This window comes from Bradyrhizobium elkanii USDA 76 (assembly GCF_023278185.1).
Lineage (GTDB): Bacteria > Pseudomonadota > Alphaproteobacteria > Rhizobiales > Xanthobacteraceae > Bradyrhizobium > Bradyrhizobium elkanii.
Map to the genome: position 1 here is coordinate 6,453,865 of NZ_CP066356.1, position 17,499 is coordinate 6,471,363.

The 17,499-nt window shown below is 64.7% G+C and carries 16 protein-coding genes; 3 read left to right on the plus strand and 13 right to left on the minus strand.

The window, feature by feature from the left end:
• Positions 1 to 4: 4 nt before the first annotated feature.
• The 5 genes from paaB to JEY66_RS31110 all read right to left on the minus strand — a co-directional run bounded on the left by paaB (position 5) and on the right by JEY66_RS31110 (position 4,716).
• The gene (gene paaB / locus JEY66_RS31090) at positions 5 to 292 is read right to left on the minus strand and encodes a 1,2-phenylacetyl-CoA epoxidase subunit PaaB (protein ID WP_016842890.1); all 288 of its coding nucleotides are present in this window, start codon (positions 290 to 292) and stop codon (positions 5 to 7) included.
• Between the two features lie 13 nt (positions 293 to 305).
• On the minus strand, positions 306 to 1,298 hold the full coding sequence (gene paaA, locus JEY66_RS31095; RefSeq protein WP_018270504.1) for a 1,2-phenylacetyl-CoA epoxidase subunit PaaA: 993 nt from the start codon (positions 1,296 to 1,298) through the stop codon (positions 306 to 308).
• Between the two features lie 77 nt (positions 1,299 to 1,375).
• A complete protein-coding gene (gene paaX, locus JEY66_RS31100) occupies positions 1,376 to 2,245 on the minus strand; it encodes a phenylacetic acid degradation operon negative regulatory protein PaaX (RefSeq protein ID WP_018270503.1) in 870 nt (289 codons plus the stop codon).
• A 227-nt stretch (positions 2,246 to 2,472) separates the two neighbouring features.
• Entirely contained in the window at positions 2,473 to 3,243 is a 771-nt protein-coding gene (locus tag JEY66_RS31105) for an esterase/lipase family protein (protein WP_018270502.1), read from the minus strand.
• Between the two features lie 189 nt (positions 3,244 to 3,432).
• Positions 3,433 to 4,716 carry a DUF445 domain-containing protein gene (locus JEY66_RS31110; protein WP_018270501.1) on the minus strand — a complete coding sequence of 428 codons (1,284 nt, stop codon included), beginning with the start codon at positions 4,714 to 4,716 and terminating at the stop codon, positions 3,433 to 3,435.
• Positions 4,717 to 4,941: 225 nt separating this feature from the next.
• On the opposite strand from JEY66_RS31110, the gene JEY66_RS31115 reads away from it, so the two are divergent.
• Positions 4,942 to 5,766, plus strand: a complete 825-nt coding sequence (locus tag JEY66_RS31115) for an IS5 family transposase (protein WP_026191947.1) — start codon at positions 4,942 to 4,944, stop codon at positions 5,764 to 5,766.
• Positions 5,767 to 5,881: 115 nt separating this feature from the next.
• Here JEY66_RS31115 and JEY66_RS31120 read toward each other — a convergent pair whose 3' ends face one another.
• The 4 genes from JEY66_RS31120 to JEY66_RS31135 all read right to left on the minus strand — a co-directional run bounded on the left by JEY66_RS31120 (position 5,882) and on the right by JEY66_RS31135 (position 8,624).
• Positions 5,882 to 6,358, minus strand: coding sequence for a phasin (locus JEY66_RS31120; protein ID WP_018270500.1), 477 nt, complete (start codon positions 6,356 to 6,358; stop codon positions 5,882 to 5,884).
• 181 nt (positions 6,359 to 6,539) lie between these two features.
• A complete protein-coding gene (locus tag JEY66_RS31125) occupies positions 6,540 to 7,136 on the minus strand; it encodes a GNAT family N-acetyltransferase (RefSeq protein WP_016842896.1) in 597 nt (198 codons plus the stop codon).
• A 25-nt stretch (positions 7,137 to 7,161) separates the two neighbouring features.
• Positions 7,162 to 8,244, minus strand: coding sequence for a PHA/PHB synthase family protein (locus tag JEY66_RS31130; protein ID WP_026192479.1), 1,083 nt, complete (start codon positions 8,242 to 8,244; stop codon positions 7,162 to 7,164).
• A complete protein-coding gene (locus JEY66_RS31135) occupies positions 8,241 to 8,624 on the minus strand; it encodes a hypothetical protein (protein ID WP_016842898.1) in 384 nt (127 codons plus the stop codon). The genes JEY66_RS31130 and JEY66_RS31135 overlap by 4 nt, the downstream gene beginning before the upstream one ends.
• 178 nt (positions 8,625 to 8,802) lie before the next feature.
• On the opposite strand from JEY66_RS31135, the gene JEY66_RS31140 reads away from it, so the two are divergent.
• Together JEY66_RS31140 and JEY66_RS31145 are read left to right on the plus strand one after the other, a co-directional pair.
• A complete protein-coding gene (locus tag JEY66_RS31140) occupies positions 8,803 to 9,723 on the plus strand; it encodes an alpha/beta fold hydrolase (protein WP_018270499.1) in 921 nt (306 codons plus the stop codon).
• A gap of 272 nt (positions 9,724 to 9,995) precedes the next feature.
• Positions 9,996 to 10,391 carry a nuclear transport factor 2 family protein gene (locus JEY66_RS31145; RefSeq protein ID WP_016842900.1) on the plus strand — a complete coding sequence of 132 codons (396 nt, stop codon included), beginning with the start codon at positions 9,996 to 9,998 and terminating at the stop codon, positions 10,389 to 10,391.
• Between the two features lie 65 nt (positions 10,392 to 10,456).
• Here JEY66_RS31145 and JEY66_RS31150 read toward each other — a convergent pair whose 3' ends face one another.
• From JEY66_RS31150 to JEY66_RS31165, 4 genes are all read right to left on the minus strand, one after another.
• A complete protein-coding gene (locus JEY66_RS31150; RefSeq protein ID WP_016842901.1) occupies positions 10,457 to 11,131 on the minus strand; it encodes a polyamine aminopropyltransferase in 675 nt (224 codons plus the stop codon).
• Positions 11,132 to 11,537: 406 nt separating this feature from the next.
• The gene (locus JEY66_RS31155; RefSeq protein WP_018270498.1) at positions 11,538 to 14,771 is read right to left on the minus strand and encodes a bifunctional cytochrome P450/NADPH--P450 reductase; all 3,234 of its coding nucleotides are present in this window, start codon (positions 14,769 to 14,771) and stop codon (positions 11,538 to 11,540) included.
• A 129-nt stretch (positions 14,772 to 14,900) separates the two neighbouring features.
• Positions 14,901 to 15,896: an alpha/beta fold hydrolase gene (locus JEY66_RS31160; RefSeq protein ID WP_018270497.1), complete on the minus strand. Its 996-nt coding sequence runs from the start codon at positions 15,894 to 15,896 to the stop codon at positions 14,901 to 14,903.
• Positions 15,897 to 15,908: 12 nt separating this feature from the next.
• Positions 15,909 to 17,459 (minus strand): WS/DGAT/MGAT family O-acyltransferase, encoded by a 1,551-nt coding sequence (locus tag JEY66_RS31165; protein ID WP_018270496.1) that lies wholly within the window; start codon positions 17,457 to 17,459, stop codon positions 15,909 to 15,911.
• Between the last annotated feature and the right edge of the window lie 40 nt (positions 17,460 to 17,499).

The following is a 17,499-nucleotide window of genomic DNA, read 5'->3' on the forward strand; positions in this document are numbered from 1 at the left end:
AAACTCACATATGCCCGACTTCGTCGGGGACGTCGTAGAAGGTCGGGTGGCGGTAGATCTTGGACTCCGCCGGCTCGAACATCATGCCCTTCTCGGACGGATCGGACGCGGTGATCGCGTTCGAGGGCACCACCCAGATCGACAATCCCTCGCCGCGGCGGGTGTAGATGTCGCGCGCGGCCTGCAGGGCGAGCGTCGCGTCCGCCGCATGCAGCGAGCCGACATGCTTGTGCGCGAGGCCATTGCGGCTGCGGATGAAGACTTCCCAGAGCGGAACGTTCGGCGTGGCCATCTCTAGCGCTCCCTTATTCTGCGGCTTGCGCGAGCTGGCGGCGCTTGCGCTTCTCGGCATAGGCCATTGCAGCCTCGCGCACCCAGGCGCCCTCCTCATGCGCCTTGCGGCGCGCGGCGAGACGATCGCGGTTGCAGGGGCCGTTGCCGGCCAGCACCTGCTTGAACTCGTCCCAATCGATCGGGCTGTGTTCCCAATCGCCGTTCGCGTTCCGCTTCATGCCGGGATCGGGGATCGTCAGGCCGAGGAATTCGGCCTGCGGCACGGTGGCGTCGATGAATTTCTGGCGCAGCTCGTCATTGGAGAAGCGCTTGATCTTCCATTTGGTCGAGGTGTCGCTGTGCTGGCTGACCTGGTCCGGCGGACCGAACATCATCAGCACCGGCCACCACCAGCGATCGAGCGCGTTCTGCGCCATCGCCTTCTGCTCCGCGGTGCCGCGGCACAGCGTCACCATGATCTCAAAGCCCTGGCGCTGGTGGAACGACTCTTCCTTGCAGACGCGGATCATCGCGCGCGCATAGGGGCCGTAGGAACAACGGCACAGCGGGATCTGGTTCATGATCGCCGCGCCGTCGACCAGCCAGCCGATGGTGCCGATGTCGGCCCAGGTCAGGGTCGGGTAATTGAAGATCGAGGAATATTTCGCCTTGCCCGACAGCATCGCGTCGACCAGCTCTTCGCGCGAGGTGCCGAGCGTCTCGGCGGCGGCGTAAAGATAGAGGCCGTGGCCGCATTCGTCCTGCACCTTGGCGAGCAGCGCAGCCTTGCGGCGCAGCGACGGCGCGCGGGTGATCCAGTTGCCCTCGGGGAGCATGCCGACGATTTCGGAATGGGCGTGCTGGGAAATCTGCCGGGTCAGCGTCTTGCGATAGGCGGCGGGCATCCAGTCGTTCGGCTCGATGCGCTCGTCGGCATCGATGCGGGCCTGGAACTGACTGGCACGGGCAACGTCCTCGACGCCGCGATCGTCGCCGTCGGATGAGTTGAGCGCCTGCGTGTACATGCCCGACCTCCCGGTGTGTTGTTTAGGCAGGTATATATAACATAAATTTCAACATGCAAGAAAGTTTTGTAATACGTTCAGATACCTTCGAAACGGCGCGCCACCGCCCCATTGGGCTTCGGCAGCGGCCCGTCCTCGTTGGTTGCGTGGTCGTCAAGCCATTGTTCCGACGGCGAAAGCAGCCCGCGATAGATCTCGCCGCAGAGTTTCCGCGCCGCCCTGCCCGGCCAATCCTTCGGAAGCAGAGGCGCCGGCAGCAGCGGATCGCGCAGCACGACGCGGCGGTAATGGTGGATCAAGAGAATGCGCGCGGTGAAGGCGTCGGCGTCGCTCAGCTGCTCGCCGCGGACGATTGCGCCGTGCAGCGGCTCGAACGTCTTCATGAACTTCAGATAGGCGTCCGCGGTGCGATCGAGCGGCCAGCTCTCGCTGAGCAACCGGCGTCCGCTGTCATCCTCCGCGGAGACTTCGAGACGGATCGCGCGCGACGCCTCATCAGGGATCGGCACGCCCGACGGCGCGACCCACACGCCGGGCAGCGGGCTGCCGAAGCCGGCATTCTTCAATGCCTCGCGCGCGGCGTCGCGGTCCTCGGCATTGCCGATCAGCAGCAGCTCGAAGCGGCCGGTCCAGTCCGAGGGCGGCGGATCGTAGATGTGCCGCGTTGCAGTGTCGAAGGTCTGCCGGCCCCTGGCGTTCAGCCGATAGAAGCTGTTGCGGCCGACCTTGCTGCGCTCGAGCCAGCCGTCGGCGGCGAGCCGCGACATCGCGGTGCGCACCACATTGCCGTCGATGTCGAGGGACTTGAAGAATTCGAGCAGCGTGCCGAGCCACACCGAGCCGCCGCGCGGCACGATGGAATCGCCGAATACGGTGATGACGATCGAGCCGGTGCGTGACGGCTCGCGCTTCAGCTGATCGACGATGCGGGCAAGCGGCTGTGGCATGCCCAACGCATAGCGCGTTTTGTCGATTCACGACAATGCGGGTGCGGGGTGCGCGACCCCTGCTCCCTCGCCCCGCTCTTGCGGGGAGAGGGTTGGGGTGAGGGGCTGCCTCAACAAATTGGATAGACGTAAATGCGCGGAGACTCCCCCTCGCCCGGATCGCATCTGCGATGCGATCCGACCTCTCCCCGCACGCGGGGCGAGGTGAAGAGAAACTCGCGCAACGTTTACCGGTTGGGATCCGGATAAACGATGCTGCGCCAGCCGCTGCGATCGAACGGCGCCCACTCGCCTTCCTTCTGCGCGAGGCGATCGGCGACCGCGTAGACCACGGCCGGGTGATGACCCATGCCGCAATGGCTGCTCTCGACCTCGATGCTGTCGGTCATCGACGAGGACTGCTCGCGGCAGCCTTGCCAGGCGCAGACGCCGTCGGTGCGGCTGAAGATCGCGGTGGTCGGCACCGGCGGCGCGCTGGCGAGCGAGCCGCCGAAACGGGAATCCTCCTCGTCGGCGCGGCGGCCGCTGGCCATCTCATAAACACGCCAGGCGTTGGTCGACTTCGGGCCGGCGGCAAACGGGCTGCCGAGCGTGATCACCTGGCGCACGCGCTCCGGCATCATCTTGGCGAGCTGGCGCGCGTAGAGGCCGCCGAGGCTCCAGCCGACCACCGAGACCTTGCGGCCGGTGGTTTCATTCATCTCCTGCAGCAGCTCGACCATCCCGTCCTGCACGCCGGCGCGAAGCCCGAGATTGCGGCCCTGGCGCCAGCCGCTGACGGCATAGCCCTTGCTCCTGAGAAAGTCGCGCAGCGGCCGGGTCGACATGTCGGAGGCAATCAGCCCCGGCAGCACCAGCACCGGATGCCCATCGCCGCGCGGCGCGAGGCTGAGCAGCGGCAATGCACCAAGAAAGGCGCCGAGCTCATGAATGGCGCGGCCTTCCAGAAACATCAGTGTCCTGGACGGCGGGCGTAGCGTCTGCGCAGCAACGGACATTTCAGCTCCTCTTCCGGCGGGGCCGCCGGCAATGGGACCAACGGGATGGGTCAACGGAGTTGACGCAAACCCGGCGGAATCGTTCCGCAACGCAACAATCTGTCCTGAAAAGCTAGGGAACCGGACACTTTCGTGCAAGCGGTCCAGGTCACACTTGCCACAACTAAAGTGACGTCCGTGCCCAATCGGTCACAGCAGCCGCAGCGTGTACTCCAGGGTGTAAAGCGCGAGGCCGGCAAGCCCGCCGATCAGCGCGCCGTTGAAGCGGATGTATTGCAGGTCTTTGCCGACATTGACCTCGATCAGGGAGATCAGCTGCTCCATGTCCCAGCTCTTCATCTGGTCGGCGATGAAGCCCGAGACGCCGCTCTTCTGCTCGGCGACGACGGTGCGCAGGATGGCCACCAGGCCCTGATTGATCTCGCCGCGCAGGTCGGCGTCGCCGTCGAGCGCGTCGCCGGCCTCGACCAGCATTCGCGCCAGCTGATGCTGCAGCACCTGCGACTCGCCCGAGGCGCTGCGTTCGATGAAGTCCTTGACGTTGGCCCAGACGGTGCGCCCGAGATTGGCGAGCTCCGGCCGTGCCATCAGATCGCGCTTGAGACCGTCGATGCGATCGGCGAATGCCTTGTCGCTGCCGAGCCGGTCGACAAAGGACAGCAGCATGCGGTCGAACTCGCCGCGGAACGGATGCTGCGGGTCGTTGCGCACTTCCTCGAAGAATTTCGTGGCGGACGCGATGATCCGGTTCACCACGAACTTGTCGGCGCGATAGAGCCTGAGCAGCGTCGGCATCTCGGCGCGGACCTTGTCGCGGATCACGGCCATGGTCTCCTGCTGCGTCAGCGTCTGGTGCAGCACGCGCAGGATGTCGTCGAGCAGCCCGCCATGCTTGCCCTCCTGCACGAAGCCGCGCAGCGCGCCGGCCGCGAGCGGCGCGAGGTCGATCGCGAGCACCTGCGTCGTGACGCGGCGGCTGATGAACTGCATCAGCCCCGAGCTCTCGGTCGCCGCGAACGCCTCGGGCAGCATCCGCAGCACGAAGCGCGCGAGATCCTCCGAGCGTTTGCGGTCGCGCAGCCAGTCGGCGATGAACGAACCGAAATCGATCTCGCGCAGCTTGGCCTCGACCGGCCCCGATTCCAGGAAATTGTTCTCGATGAACTCGCCGAGCTTCTCGGCGATGCGCGCCTGATTGCTCTGGATGATCGCGGTGTGCGGGATCGGCAGGCCGAGCGGCCGCTTGAACAAAGCGACGACGGCATACCAGTCGGCGAGCCCGCCGATGGTCGCGGCCTCGGCAAATGCCGCGATGAAGCCGAACACCGGATGCACCGGCAGCAGCGTCTTCGCTGCGATGAAGATGACGAAGGTTGCCGCCAGCACGCCGGTCGCCAGCCACTTGACGCGCCGCAGCTCGGCCGCGCGTTCGGCATCGACGGGCGTTGCGATGAGGGCGGCGGGAAGGGTCATGGGATTTCGAATGTACGCTAGTCTACCTGGACGCCACACACACCGGCGTCATCCTGAGGTGCGCGCACTTTGCGCGCCTCAAAGGATGGCCACAAGCACCGTCGCTCGCTCCCATCCTTCGAGGCTCGCTCCGCTCGCTCCTCAGAGCCTGCTTTAAAAAGAAAGTTGAGTGATTTCAGCCCGTTGTGATTCCTTCGTGTTTGCGAAGACTCGAGGGAGCACAACATGTGTTGGACCGAAATCACCCGACAACAATATCGACGCGACGGACTTCGTTATGCAAGCGACATGACGGATGCGGAGTGGGAACTGATCGAGCCGTTGATGCCTGCGCAATGCCGGCGCGGCCGTCCGCGCGAGATCAGCCTGCGCGTGATCATGAATGCAATTCTCTACATTGGAGCCAGCGGCTGCCAATGGCGCGCGCTGCCAAAGGACTTCCCACCATGCTCGACGGTTCAGTACTATTTTTACAAATGGCGCGGTTCTGGATTGTGGCGCAGGGTCAATGATGCCCTGGTCCGACGCATGCGCGAACGGCAAGGACGCAACCCCACTCCAACGGCTGGGATCATCGACAGCCAGAGCGTGAAGACCGCGGAAAATGGCGGTCCAAGCGGGTTTGACATGGCCAAGCGGGTCAAGGGGCGCAAGCGTCATATCGTCACCGACACCGAGGGCTCCTTGCTGGCTGTGCAGGTGCATCCCGCCAACCTTCAAGACAATCACGGTGCAGTCCCGCTGTTGCGGCTCATCGGCCGCCTGTTCCCCAACCTGCGCCACATCTTCGCCGATCGCGTCTACCGTGGCCCTAAGCTGCTCGATGCCATCGCTGATTTGGGCCAATGGACGATTGAAATCGTCACCCGCTCGCAGAGCGTTGGAACGTTCAAGGCCGAGCCTCGACGTTGGGTCGTCGAGCGTACCTTTGCCTGGTTCGGCCGCAATCGACGACTTGCCAAAGACTTCGAGGCAACCATCGCCAGCGCGGAGGCTTGGGTTCTCATTGCAAGCATCCGCCTGCTCTCCCGCCGATTGGCCAGAGCGTGAGATCTCAATGACTTGTTTTGAGTCAGACTCTCAGGATGACGTCCGACAAGGCAAAAAAGAAGGCCCGCAAAATGGCGAGCCTTCGAAAAGGGCAGTCGGTCAGTGCAAAACCCGATCAGGCGGTCTTGCCGTAGACCTTGGCGAAGTTGTCCTGCGCGGTCTTCGCACCGTCGGTGACGAGCTTGCCGAGATACTCCGTGGTGGCCTTCGCCCGCGAGACGAACAGCTCGCCACGCGCACGGGCCAGCTCCGACTGGATCTGGGCGGCTTCGCCCAGCGACTTGGCGGACGCGAGCTTGTCGATGCCGGCGAAGAACGCCTCGGCGTCCTGGTAGATCGCCTGCTGGATGTTGCGGCTGATCTTGGCGGCTTCTGTCACCGAACCGGCAACAGCGGACTCGATCACGTTGGTCACCTTCTCCGAGCCGGCATAGGCATCGGCAGCGCGGGTCTTGGCGGCCTCGGCCTGCTTCTTCACGAACTCACGGGCGGCTTCCGGAACTTCCAGGTTCTGAAGCTTGGTGAACGCCTCGGTGACGGGCGCGAAGGCTTCCTTGACGCTGTTCAGCACGGAATTGGTTTCGGTGGTCATTGGGGTCTCTCCATCCTCAGGTTTGAGCTATGGGCTCACCCCGTCCGGTTTGGCCCGGGGCAACGGTGTTATGACACGCCCCATGGTGCATCGCAACATCGATGGTGCGATGCGATATCACAAACCTGTGAACAGCATGAAGATCCGGCAGATTGCCTACTGAAGGGGCGGCAGAAGGTTTCTAATTACCTCCAACTGCCTCGGAGACCCCATACGCCTCCATTTGTGCCCGGACCTGCGCCACGTTGTGGCCCAGCACGACGATGTCGTGGGTCTTGCCCTCGACGTCGCGGACATGGTCGCGCAGCAGGGCCTCGGCCTTGAAGCCGAGGCTCTCGAACAACGCGATCGCCGCCCGCTGGTCGACTGTCATCTGCACCGAGAACTTCTCCAGCCCGGCACCGAGCGCGATGGCGAAGGTCTCCTGCGACAATGCCCGGCCGACGCCCTGCCCGCGCACGTCTGGTGACACCACCATCCGGATCTCGCCGACATGCGGCGACCAGGAATGCGGATCGCGCACCAGGGTGCCGCAGCCGACCACCTTGCCGTCCTTGATCGCGAGCAGGCTCGTGATGTCGCCGCGCTCGATCTCGTTGATCCAGGCCGACAGCACCTTCGGCTGGCTGATGTTGCGCGGCAGGAACAAGAGATCATGCGTCGGCAGCTTCTGCGCGAAGGCCAGCACCGCGGCCTCGTGGTCCCGAATCATCAGGCGAAACTCGATGTCGCCCGCTTCGGTCTTGATGCGGCGCGGATAGGAGCGTTGTTCGGTCATGTCGATCTCTCTCAAGTCGCCCTTCTCAGGTCGATCTCTTGCCCAGCCAGGAGTCCAGTTTCGGCCACAGCCGCTTGATTGCGTTGGCGCCGGCGACCAGCGAGACGTGACCGCCTTTCAGCATCACCTCCTCCTTGTCCGCGGAGCCGATCTTGGTGATCAGGTGCTTTGCCGCATCATACGGCACGATGTGGTCGTGCTCGGCGACCGCGTGCAGGATCGGCACCTTGATGTCGGCAAGCTTCGCCTCGCGGCCGCCGACCGTCATGGTGTCGTTGTAGAGCTTGTTGTCCCACATCAGGTCCTTGGTGATGGCGCGGAAATATTCGCCGGCGAGCGGCAGCGTGTCGGTCGCCCAGCGATCGAACATCCGGTACGACTTGACGAACTCGTCGTTCCAGATGTTGTCCCAGAGCTGGATCTGGCCGACGACACGCGCGGCCGGCCGCAACATGTCGAACGATTGCAGGATCAGTTCGGGCGGCATGTTGCCGGTGCTGTCGATCAGGCGGTCGACATCGAAATAGCGGCGGTCGGCAAAATTCGAGAACAGCTTCATCTCGCGGAAATCGATCGGCGTGGTGAAGCAGATCAGGTTCTTCATCGGCCCGTCGTTGAAGATCGAGCCATAGAGCAGCGACAACACGCCGCCGAAGCAATAGCCGATCACCGAGACGTCCTTTTCGCCGGAATCCTGCTGCACGCGGCGGACCGATTCCGGAATGAAGTCGAGGACGTAATCCTCCATGCGCAGCGATTTTTCCTCGGGCTTGGGCGCAGTCCAGTCCAGCATGTAGACGTCGAAGCCGCGCTTGAGCAGGAACTCGATGAAGCTCTGCCCCGGCACCAGGTCGAGGATGTAGCCGCGGTTGGTGGTCGCCATCACGATCAGCACCGGCACGCGATAGACTTCGCTGGCCAGCGGCCGGTAGTGATAGAGGTTCATGGTGCCGCGCGAATACAGCACGTCCTTCGGCGTCGAGCCGAGCGACGGGCCGGAGCTCGAGAAATACTCGACGCCCTTGATGCTGCGCTGGATCGCACGCTGCACCTCGGATTGCACCCGCTCGGAGATCGAGGCGAAATCAAAGGGGGTGGGAGCATTCATTTGCTGCCTCCCTCCGCCGGCGGCTGCTTGGTGCGCGGTGGCCGTGGCGTTGCGCCGTGGCCGTCGTCCGGCGCCAGCGAATTGTGGTGCACCTGCTGCAGCAGCGTCTTGATCTCGTTGAGCTGGTTCTCCATCGACTGCAGGCGCTCGGCCATGCCGACGAGCTGGGCGCGGCTCGGCAGGTTCATCGCCAGCAGATATTTCTCCATCAGCTCGCCGAGCTGCTTCTGCGCGCCGGCCGCGACGCCGCCGGCCTGGTTCATCACCTTGGAAAATTCCGGCGAGCTCATGAGCTGGTTGCCGAAGGAGTTGAACCCCTTCTCCATCTCGCCAATCATCGTCTGCCAGATCACGGCAGGATCGTTGCCCTTGTCGGCCATGCGGCGCTCCTCCACACCAATTTTGAGCGCTTGCCGCGCTTCGATTTGTTTCTGCCATACGACACTGTTGCTGCTGATCGGTCAACTGCGCGGCGCGACCAGCGACGCCGAGGCTCTTCTGCGCTGCGTCAATCCGTGGCATAGAGGTTCCTGACCGCGACACCAGCAGGGGACGCCCGTGACCACGCTCGCCCATCAACCGCCGCAGATCATCCGCGCCAATGGCATCGACATCTGCTACGAGATTTTTGGCGATGCGAACGCCGAGCCGCTGTTCCTGATCATGGGCCTCGGCGCCCAGATGATCCATTGGGACGACGAGTTCTGCCGCCAGCTCGCCGCACGCGGCTTTCGCGTCATCCGATTCGACAACAGGGATATCGGCAAATCCTCCCGCCTCAGCGGCAGCAAGCGGCTGACCGCGCTCGAACTGCTCAAGCTCCGCTTCCTGAAGATCCCGGTCGCAGCGCCCTACAAGCTGGCCGACATGGCGAGGGACACGATCGGGCTGATGGATGCGCTCGGCATCCGTACCCCGCATCTGGTCGGGGCCTCGATGGGTGGCATGATCGCGCAGGAGGTTGCGATCACCTTTCCCGAGCGCGTGCGCTCGCTGACCTCGATCATGTCGACCACGGGCAATCCAAAGATCCCGGGGCCGACCCGCGAGGCGACCGCGGTGCTGATGGCGCCACCGCCGAAGAGCAAGGAAGAGTATTTCGTCCGCTTCGGGCAGACCTGGAAAGTCCTGCGCAACGGCTCGTTCCCTGAAGACGAGGCGCTCGATCCCGAACGCGCGCGGCGCACCTTCGAGCGCGGCCTCAATCCGGAGGGCGTCGGCCGCCAGCTCCGCGCCATCCTCGCCTCCGGCAGCCGCAAGGAGCGCCTGCGCGGCGTCAAGGCGCCGACGCTGGTGATCCACGGCACCATCGATCCGCTGGTGCACCCCGAAGGCGGCAAGGACACCGCGGTCTCGATCCCGGGCGCGAAGCTCGTGATGATCGAAGGCATGGGCCACGCGCTGCCGATCCCGATGTGGCCGCAGATCATCGACGCCATCGACAAGCACGCGCATGGCGCGACGGCGAAGGCGGCGTGAGGCGAGAGCGTTTTCGAGCGAAGTGGATCCCGGTTCGCGTGAAGAAAACGCTCCAAAGCCAGATCGGGAGCCCCGTCCCGATTCGATCGGAACGGGGCTCTGGTATCTTCCGGTAACCATGTGAGCCAGGAGTGCGTTCTTCCGGGCGCGGCATGGACGCTGTAGAGAGCGCTATCCACCGCTCAGCCACCGGGAGCCACCAGATGAAAACCCTTCTCCGGCCACGGACAGCCGTCGCCGCTCTCCTCCTCGCGCTCGCGTCTTCATCGGCAATGGCGGCCGCCGGCGAGGCGCAGCAGGAGGCCAACCGCAAGGCGGTGCTGGCGTTCTACGAGAAGGGACTGAACCAGGAGGACGCCGACGCGGCGCTGGCCTATGTCGGCAACCGCTATGTGCAGCACAATCCCGGCGCGGCCGACGGCCCGGAAGGCTTCCGCAAGTTCATCGGCTTCCTGCGCGAAAAATTTCCGAACTCGCACAGCGAGATCAAGCGCTCATTCGTCGACGGCGACTACGTGATCCTGCACGTCCACGCCGTGCGCGAGCCCGGCACCCGCGGCAATGCGATCGTCGACATCTTCAAGCTCGAGGACGGCAAGATCGTCGAGCACTGGGACGTGGCGCAGCCAGTTCCGGAAAACCCGGCGAACGGCAACACGATGTTCTGAGACATCGTGACGGCTTGTGCTCGGCAGCTGGCATGATCAGGCTGGCGAGCGCGCCGGGACGCCGGCTAGTCCTTGACCGCGATCCAGATCACGTGGCGGACACCGCGGCCTCGGCCGGTGGCGCGGACGGCAATTTCGTTGACCGCGAACCCGGCCCGGGTCAGCGATTTCGGAAACCTGGCATTCGGACCGGACGACCAGACCGCAAGCACGCCGCCGCGCCGCAATGCCGTGTGCGCGACCTTGAGCCCGGCGACATCATACAGCGCGTCATTGGCCTTGCGGGTCAGACCTTCAGGCCCGTTATCGACGTCGAGCAGGATGGCATCGAAGCTGAGCGGTTGGCGTTCGATCACGCCGGCAACATCCTCCTCCCGGATGCTCACGCGCGGATCGTTCAGGCTGTCGCCGAAGATCGCCGCCATCGGGCCTCGCGCCCAGGCAACGACCGCCGGCACCAGCTCGGCCACCGTGATCTGCGCCTCGGGCCCGAGTACGGCGAGTGCGGCCCGCAGCGTAAAGCCCATGCCGAGGCCGCCGATCAGAAAATGCGGCCGTGCGACCTTCTCGATCTTCTTCGCGGCAAGCGTCGCCAGCGCCTCTTCCGAGCCCGACAGGCGGCTGTTCATCAGCTCGTTGGTGCCGAGCATGATCGAGAATTCGCGGCCTCGCCGCATCAGACGCAATTCACCCTCGGTGCCGGGAATGCGCGCGGTATCGATCTTTTCCCATGGAATCATGCGGCGGCTTGTAACATGGCCGGCAGGGCGGGCGAAGCTAGCGCCCGGAGAATGCGAAATAGTGACTCACGAATGGCGCAACGAACTCAGTGTCGTCCCTGCCTAGTGCGCAATTGCGCACGGGAGCAGGGACCCATAACCACCGAAAGAGATAGTTGCGCGACGCTAGAGCATTTTCGGTTCTGATTGAATCAGAACCGAAGCTCTAGCTTGTTGTTTGGACGCGTTTTCTTCACGCGAACCGGCGTCCACTTCGCTCGAAAACGCTATAGGCCACAGCCCTCTTCAACGACTCAACCCTGTGGTTATGGGTTCCGGCTCCGTGCGCAATCGCGCACTCGGCCGGGACGACGACGGGGAAAGAAACTTGCACTCAACCACATCACCGTCGTCCCCAGCGCCGAGCCTACCCACCCGCCCAGACGTCGAGCACATAGCGGTTCCTGGTGCCCATTTCCTCGATCCAGCGCGCGGCGGCGTCAGCGTCGACACCGGTGCGCTCGCGATAGATCGACATCAAGGTCGCCTTGACGTCGGGCTCCATTCTGCCGCCGTCGCCGCAGACATAGACGATCGCACCCTTCTGGATCAGCTCCCAGACCCGGTCCTTCTGCGCGGCGACAAGGTGCTGCACATAGGTCTTCGGGCCGTCGGCACGCGAGAACGCGGTGTGGAGCTCACTGACGCCGTCGGCCGCGAACGCCTTCAGCTCATCCGCATAGATGAAGTCCTGCTCGGGATGCCGACAGCCGAAAAACAGCATCGCCGGCCCCAGCGTCGCGCCCTGCGCCCTGCGCGCGGCGCGCTCCTGCAGGAAGCCGCGGAACGGTGCGAGCCCGGTGCCCGGCCCGATCATGATGATCGGCACGGCATTGTCGTCGGGCAGGCGGAAGCCTGCCTTGGTCTCCTTGATGGTGGCGTGGACGGTGTCGCCGGCGCGGCGGCGCGCCAGATAGTTCGAGCAGACGCCCTTGTAGATGCCGCGCCCGGAACTTGCCGGCGCCTCCACCACGCCCACGGTGACACTGCAGCGCTGCGCCTCGCCGGCCGGAGACGACGAGATCGAATAATAGCGCGGCGCCAGCAGCGACAGCATCTCGAGATAGAGGTGGAACGGCAGCTCGCAGGCCGGATATTCCTCGAGCAGGTCGAACACCGATTTACGCTTGGCCAGCACCTCGGTGCGATAGCGCGCGGCCGAGGCATCGTCGTCGCCGACATAGGCCATCAGCTTCGGCTTGGTCACCGGGCAGCGGGTGTGCTCGGCCATGATCTGGATCTGCTTGCGGGTCGCGACCTGCTGCAGCTCGACGAACTCGGTGAGCAGCCGCCCGACCGACACCGCGTTGCCGACCGGCAGTTGCGCGCGGCGGCCTTCGGAGACCTGCAGGCGGATCTGGTCGGCCGGCAGGAAGCCGAAGCGGCGCGCAACGGAATCGACCAGGGTCGGATCGTTGCGCGGCACCACGCTGAGATGATCGCCGACACGGTATTTCAGACTGGCCGGCAGCTCGACCTCGATATGCCGGGTCGAACGCTCCGACGGGTGGGCGCCTGCCTTGGTCTGCAGCTCGCTGTTGGCGAGCACCTTCATCGGCACCGCGCCGCCCTGCGTCACGATGGTGTTGACCGCGCCCTGCGCCACCGGCTCGATCGCATAGAGCGGCTCGTCCTCGGCGGTGCGGGTGAAATTCCAGTCGATGCCGAATTCCTTGGTCGCGACCTTGGCCGCCTCCGGGAACCATTTCTGGAACTGGCCGTCGAGATCGCTGCGCGCATCGCCCTCGCCGCGCGGATAGACGGCGCGCGCGCCATGTTTGGTGAGCTGCTCGTCGATGAAACGCGGCACCGACTGGTAGGTCGCCGCCCAATCGCTGTTGCCGCAACCGAACACCGCGTAGCGGACCTTGGCGAACGCATCCTTCGGCAGGTCGCTTTCGAGCCATTTGACGAACCGCGTCGCGTTGTCGGGCGCCGCGCCATTATAGGAGGCGCAGATGATCAGCACGCCGCCCTCCTCCGGCAACTTGCCGACATAGTCGTCCAGCGGACCCAGCCGCGTCGCGAAGCCGTTGATCTCCGACAGATCGGCCATGCGGGTCGCCAGCTCCTCGGCGGAGCCGAGATTGGAGCCGTACAGCACCAGCATCGGCGTGTTGTGGCCCGGGCGCGTGGCCGGCGCCCGCTGGGCCTTCGGCGCGGCTGCAACCGCGCCCGTGCTGCCGGCGAACGCGCCGCGGTCCTTGTCGTCGCGCGGCCGCACCTTGATCCTGAAACCATCCGGCTTGACGGTCAGCGTCTCCTTCAGATGCATCTGGTAGCGATGCACGTCGAGCAGCTTGAAGCGTTGCAGGATCATCCCGATCGCCAGCGCCGCCTCGTGCATGGCGAAGCCGCGGCCGATGCAGGCGCGCTGGCCGTTGCCGAACGGCTTCCAGGCATTGATCGGCCGCTTGGCCTCCGCCTCGCGGCTGAAATTCTCGGGATCGAACACGTCGGGGTTCGGGCCCCAGACGCTGGGATCGCGATGCAGCGCCATCACCAGGATGGTGATGAAGGTGTTCTTCTTCAGCTTGTACTTGCCGCCGATCGTCTCATCGGCCAAAGGCGCGATGCCGTAGGCCGGCGCCGGCGGCCACAGCCGCAGCGCCTCCTTCAGGCATTGCGTGATGTAGGTGAGCTGCGTCACCTGCTGATAGGTCGGCCGCGCATTGACGTCGGGCCCGAGGACGCGATCGACCTCCTCATACGCCTTCTTCAACACCTCCGCGTGCTTCAGCAGCGCGTAGATCGTGCACGACAACAGGCCGCTGGTGGTCTCGTGGCCGGCGATCAGGAAGGTGTTGATCTGGTAGCGGATGTTGACGTCGTCGAGCTGCTCGCCGGTGGCGCGGTCGACGCCGGTCATCATCGCCGCCAGCATGTCCTTCTTGTCGTCGGTCGCGGCGGTGTTGCCGCGCCGCTCGGCGATGATCTCGTCGACCATCTTGTTCATGAAGGCGACGTCGTCGGCCAGCGTCTTGCGCCGCTTCTGCATCCACAGACCCTCGAGCGGCAGGCCGCGGGTCATCATGATGGTTTCGAGCGAGCGCACCAGCGATTCCACGAACGGGTGGTAGTCGCGGCGGTAGAACGAATTGAAGCGGTAGTCGAAGCCGCAGAGGCCGATGGTGTCGAGGGTGAGCGCCGTCATGTCGTGGACGACCTCGATCTCCTCGTCGGCGTTGAGGCGCTCCCATTTCTTGACCAGCTGCTCGGCGATGTCGACCATGCTCGGGTGGTACGACTGCATGGCGCGGTTGCCGAACGGCTGCATCAGGATGTTGTGCGCCTTGCTCCAGTTCGGCTCCTTGGTGTCGGCGGTGAACAGGCCGTCGCCGCCGACCGCGCGCACCCGGCGCAGCGAGCCGCGCACCGCCTTGTCGAAGCGCTTCTCGTCGGAGAGCTCGTCGACGAGGTCGTGGCCGGACACGATCACCAGCGGCGCGCCCATCATGTCGAGCCAGAAGATCGGTCCGAGCTCCTTGGAGAGCTTGACGAGGTGCTGCACCGGCGCGGTCGAGTCCAGCGACAGCATGTTGCCGACCACCGGCTTCGTCGGCGGATGCGGAATCGGACTCAGTCTGTTGCCGGACGCCATTTTCGAAGTGCCCCCTGTCCTCTATTCGTCATTGCGAGGAGCGAAGCGACGAAGCAATCCATCTGTCCTCATATGCGGACCAATGGATTGCTTCGCTTCGCTCGCAATGACGGCGTTAGTGTCCCGTCGTCACCCAAACCGCTTTCTGCGCCATTCGATCAGCTTGGCGCTGACTTCGTCAGGCTTTTCCTGCTGCGTCCAATGGCCGCTGTCCTTGACCAGGTACTTCTCGAGGTCCGGCACCAGCCGCTCCATGCCGTCGGCGGCCGAGGGCGGCAGCACCGCGTCGTTCTCGGCCATGATCATCAGCGACGGCACCCGGACGTGATGGTCCAGCCCGGCCGAGCGCTCCCAGTTGCGGGTGAAATTGCGATACCAGTTGATGCCGCCCGTAAAGCCGGTCTTGGTGAAGGTGTCGACGAACACCTTCTTCTCGTCCGCGGACAGGATCGGCGTGCGCGGATCATGCCTGGCGTCGTAATTCGCGATCATCTGCGGAAACGCCAGATTGAGCCGCGCCGAGGCGCCGACGCCGGCGATCGGCTGTTCGGGCGGCGCATCCGCCGGACGCGGCGCCGGCTTGCGCATGAAGGCGTCGAAGGTCTGCTCGACGCGGCTGCCGAAGATGCGGTCGGGCTCGCGTCCCGGATCCTGGAACTGGACGATGTACATGTGATCGCCGAAGCGCTGGCGGAACAGCGCGATCGGGTCCATCGGCGCACGGTCCCAATGCGGCGTGTTGACGCCGACGACGCCGGCGACCCGCGCAGGATGCCTGAGCGGCATCTGCCAGACGACAAAGCCGCCCCAGTCGTGACCGACGAAGATCGCCTTGTCGATCTTGAGATGGTCGAGCAGGCCGACGAGGTCGCCGGTCAGGTGCTCCATGTCGTAGGCCTCGACCGGCTCCGGCCGGTCGGTCGCGCCATAGCCGCGCTGATCCGGCGCAATCACCCGGATGCCGGCCTCGCCCAGCGCCTTGATCTGGTGGCGCCAGGAGAACGCCAGTTCAGGCCAGCCGTGGCACAGCATAACCGGCGGCGTGTCGGTCTTGGGGCCCGCTTCATAAAACCCCATGCGGATGCCGTTCGTCTCGGCGAACTGCAGCGGTGGCATCTCAATCATCGGCAGGGATCCTTATTCGGCTGCGCCCTTGATGTCCGCAGGCGGGGGAGCGAACGCCGCCTCGAGTACATCGAACTCGAGCGGCAGCATGTCGCACATCACCTGCACGTGGGGAATGATGTTGGCGCCCACGATGAAGCCGAAATCGAGCTGATCGCGGTAGCTCTGCACGGTGATATTGAGCGCCACGCCGTGGGTCGAGATCGAAACCGGGAAGATGTGCAGCAGCTCGGCACCCGCCGCATACAGCGTCTGCCGCGGCCCCGGCACATTCGAGACCGTGATGTTGGTGGCCGGCGGCAGCACGTTGGAGAGGTCGGAGCGGCTGTAGAGCAGCGCCAGGATCTGCACCAGGATCGGCGCGCCCAGCAGCGAGATGTTGGTGACCTGCGGCACCAAGGCGCGCAGCGGATGCGACATCTCCTTGGACTTGGTCGACTGCGCGATGATGGTTTCCAGCCGCTTCCGGGGGTCTTCGATGTCGGTCGCGATCGAGCAGATCATGCCGAAAACCTGGTTGTTGGATTCGGCATTGCCCTCCTCGCGCAGCGAGATCGGCACGCCTGCGGTCAGCGACTTGTTCGGCAGCGCGCCCTGGCTGATCAGATAGCGCCGCACCACGCCGGAGGCGAGCGCCAGCACGACGTCGTTGAGCTTGCCGCCGGACGCCTTCGCCAGTGCCTTGGCACGCGACAGCGAGATCGAGGTGCCGGCAAAGCTGCGCTCGGACGAGATCGCCTTGTTGAGGATGGTCGGCGGCGAGGACATCGCCTGCAGGCTCTCGCGCGACCTCGGATCGGCGACCTTGGCGACGACGTCGGACAGGCTCTTCATGACCGTCGGCATGGAGCCGGCGAACTTCACCGCGCTCTCGATCTGGAACATGGCGTTGTCGAACAGGATCGAGCCAAGGTCGCTCTTGCCGGAACGCGGCAGCTCCAGGCTCTTCTGCGCGGCGGCCGCCGCCTCGAACGGCTGGGTCCAGAGCTGCTGATAGGCATCGATCAGATTGGCCGCGATGTCGCGCGGTTCCTGCGCGACTTTCTTCGCGCTCGGCGGCTCAATCTCGCGCGGCACCGGCGTCAGGTCGTAGATCATGCTGGTCAGCGCCGCGCCGGCGCCGCCGTCGATGCAGGCATGGTGCATCTTGGAATAGAGCCCGATCTCGTTGTCCTTCATGCCCTCGAAGACGTAGAACTCCCAGAGCGGGCGGGCGCGATTCAGAAGCTTGGCGTGCATCCAGCCGACGATGCGCTCCAGCGTCGCGCGATCGTGCGGTGCGGGCAGGCTGGCGCGGAAGATGTGACGGTCGATGTCGAACTGATCGTCCTCGACCCAGGACGGATGATCGATGTCGAGCGGCGCCTTCTGCAGCCGAGCCTTGAGGATCGGCGCGATGTGCAGCCGCGAGGCGATCATCGCCTTGAACTCCTCGAAGAAGTCGCCCTTGTAGCCGTCGGGCAGGCGGAAGATCGCCATGCTGCCGACATGCATCGGCATTTCCGGCGTTTCCAGATAGAGAAACGATGCGTCCAGCGAGGACAGCTTCTTGGCGTCGCTCATGATCTCCTCCCGAGAGCCTACTTACGCGGGCGCCTTGGGC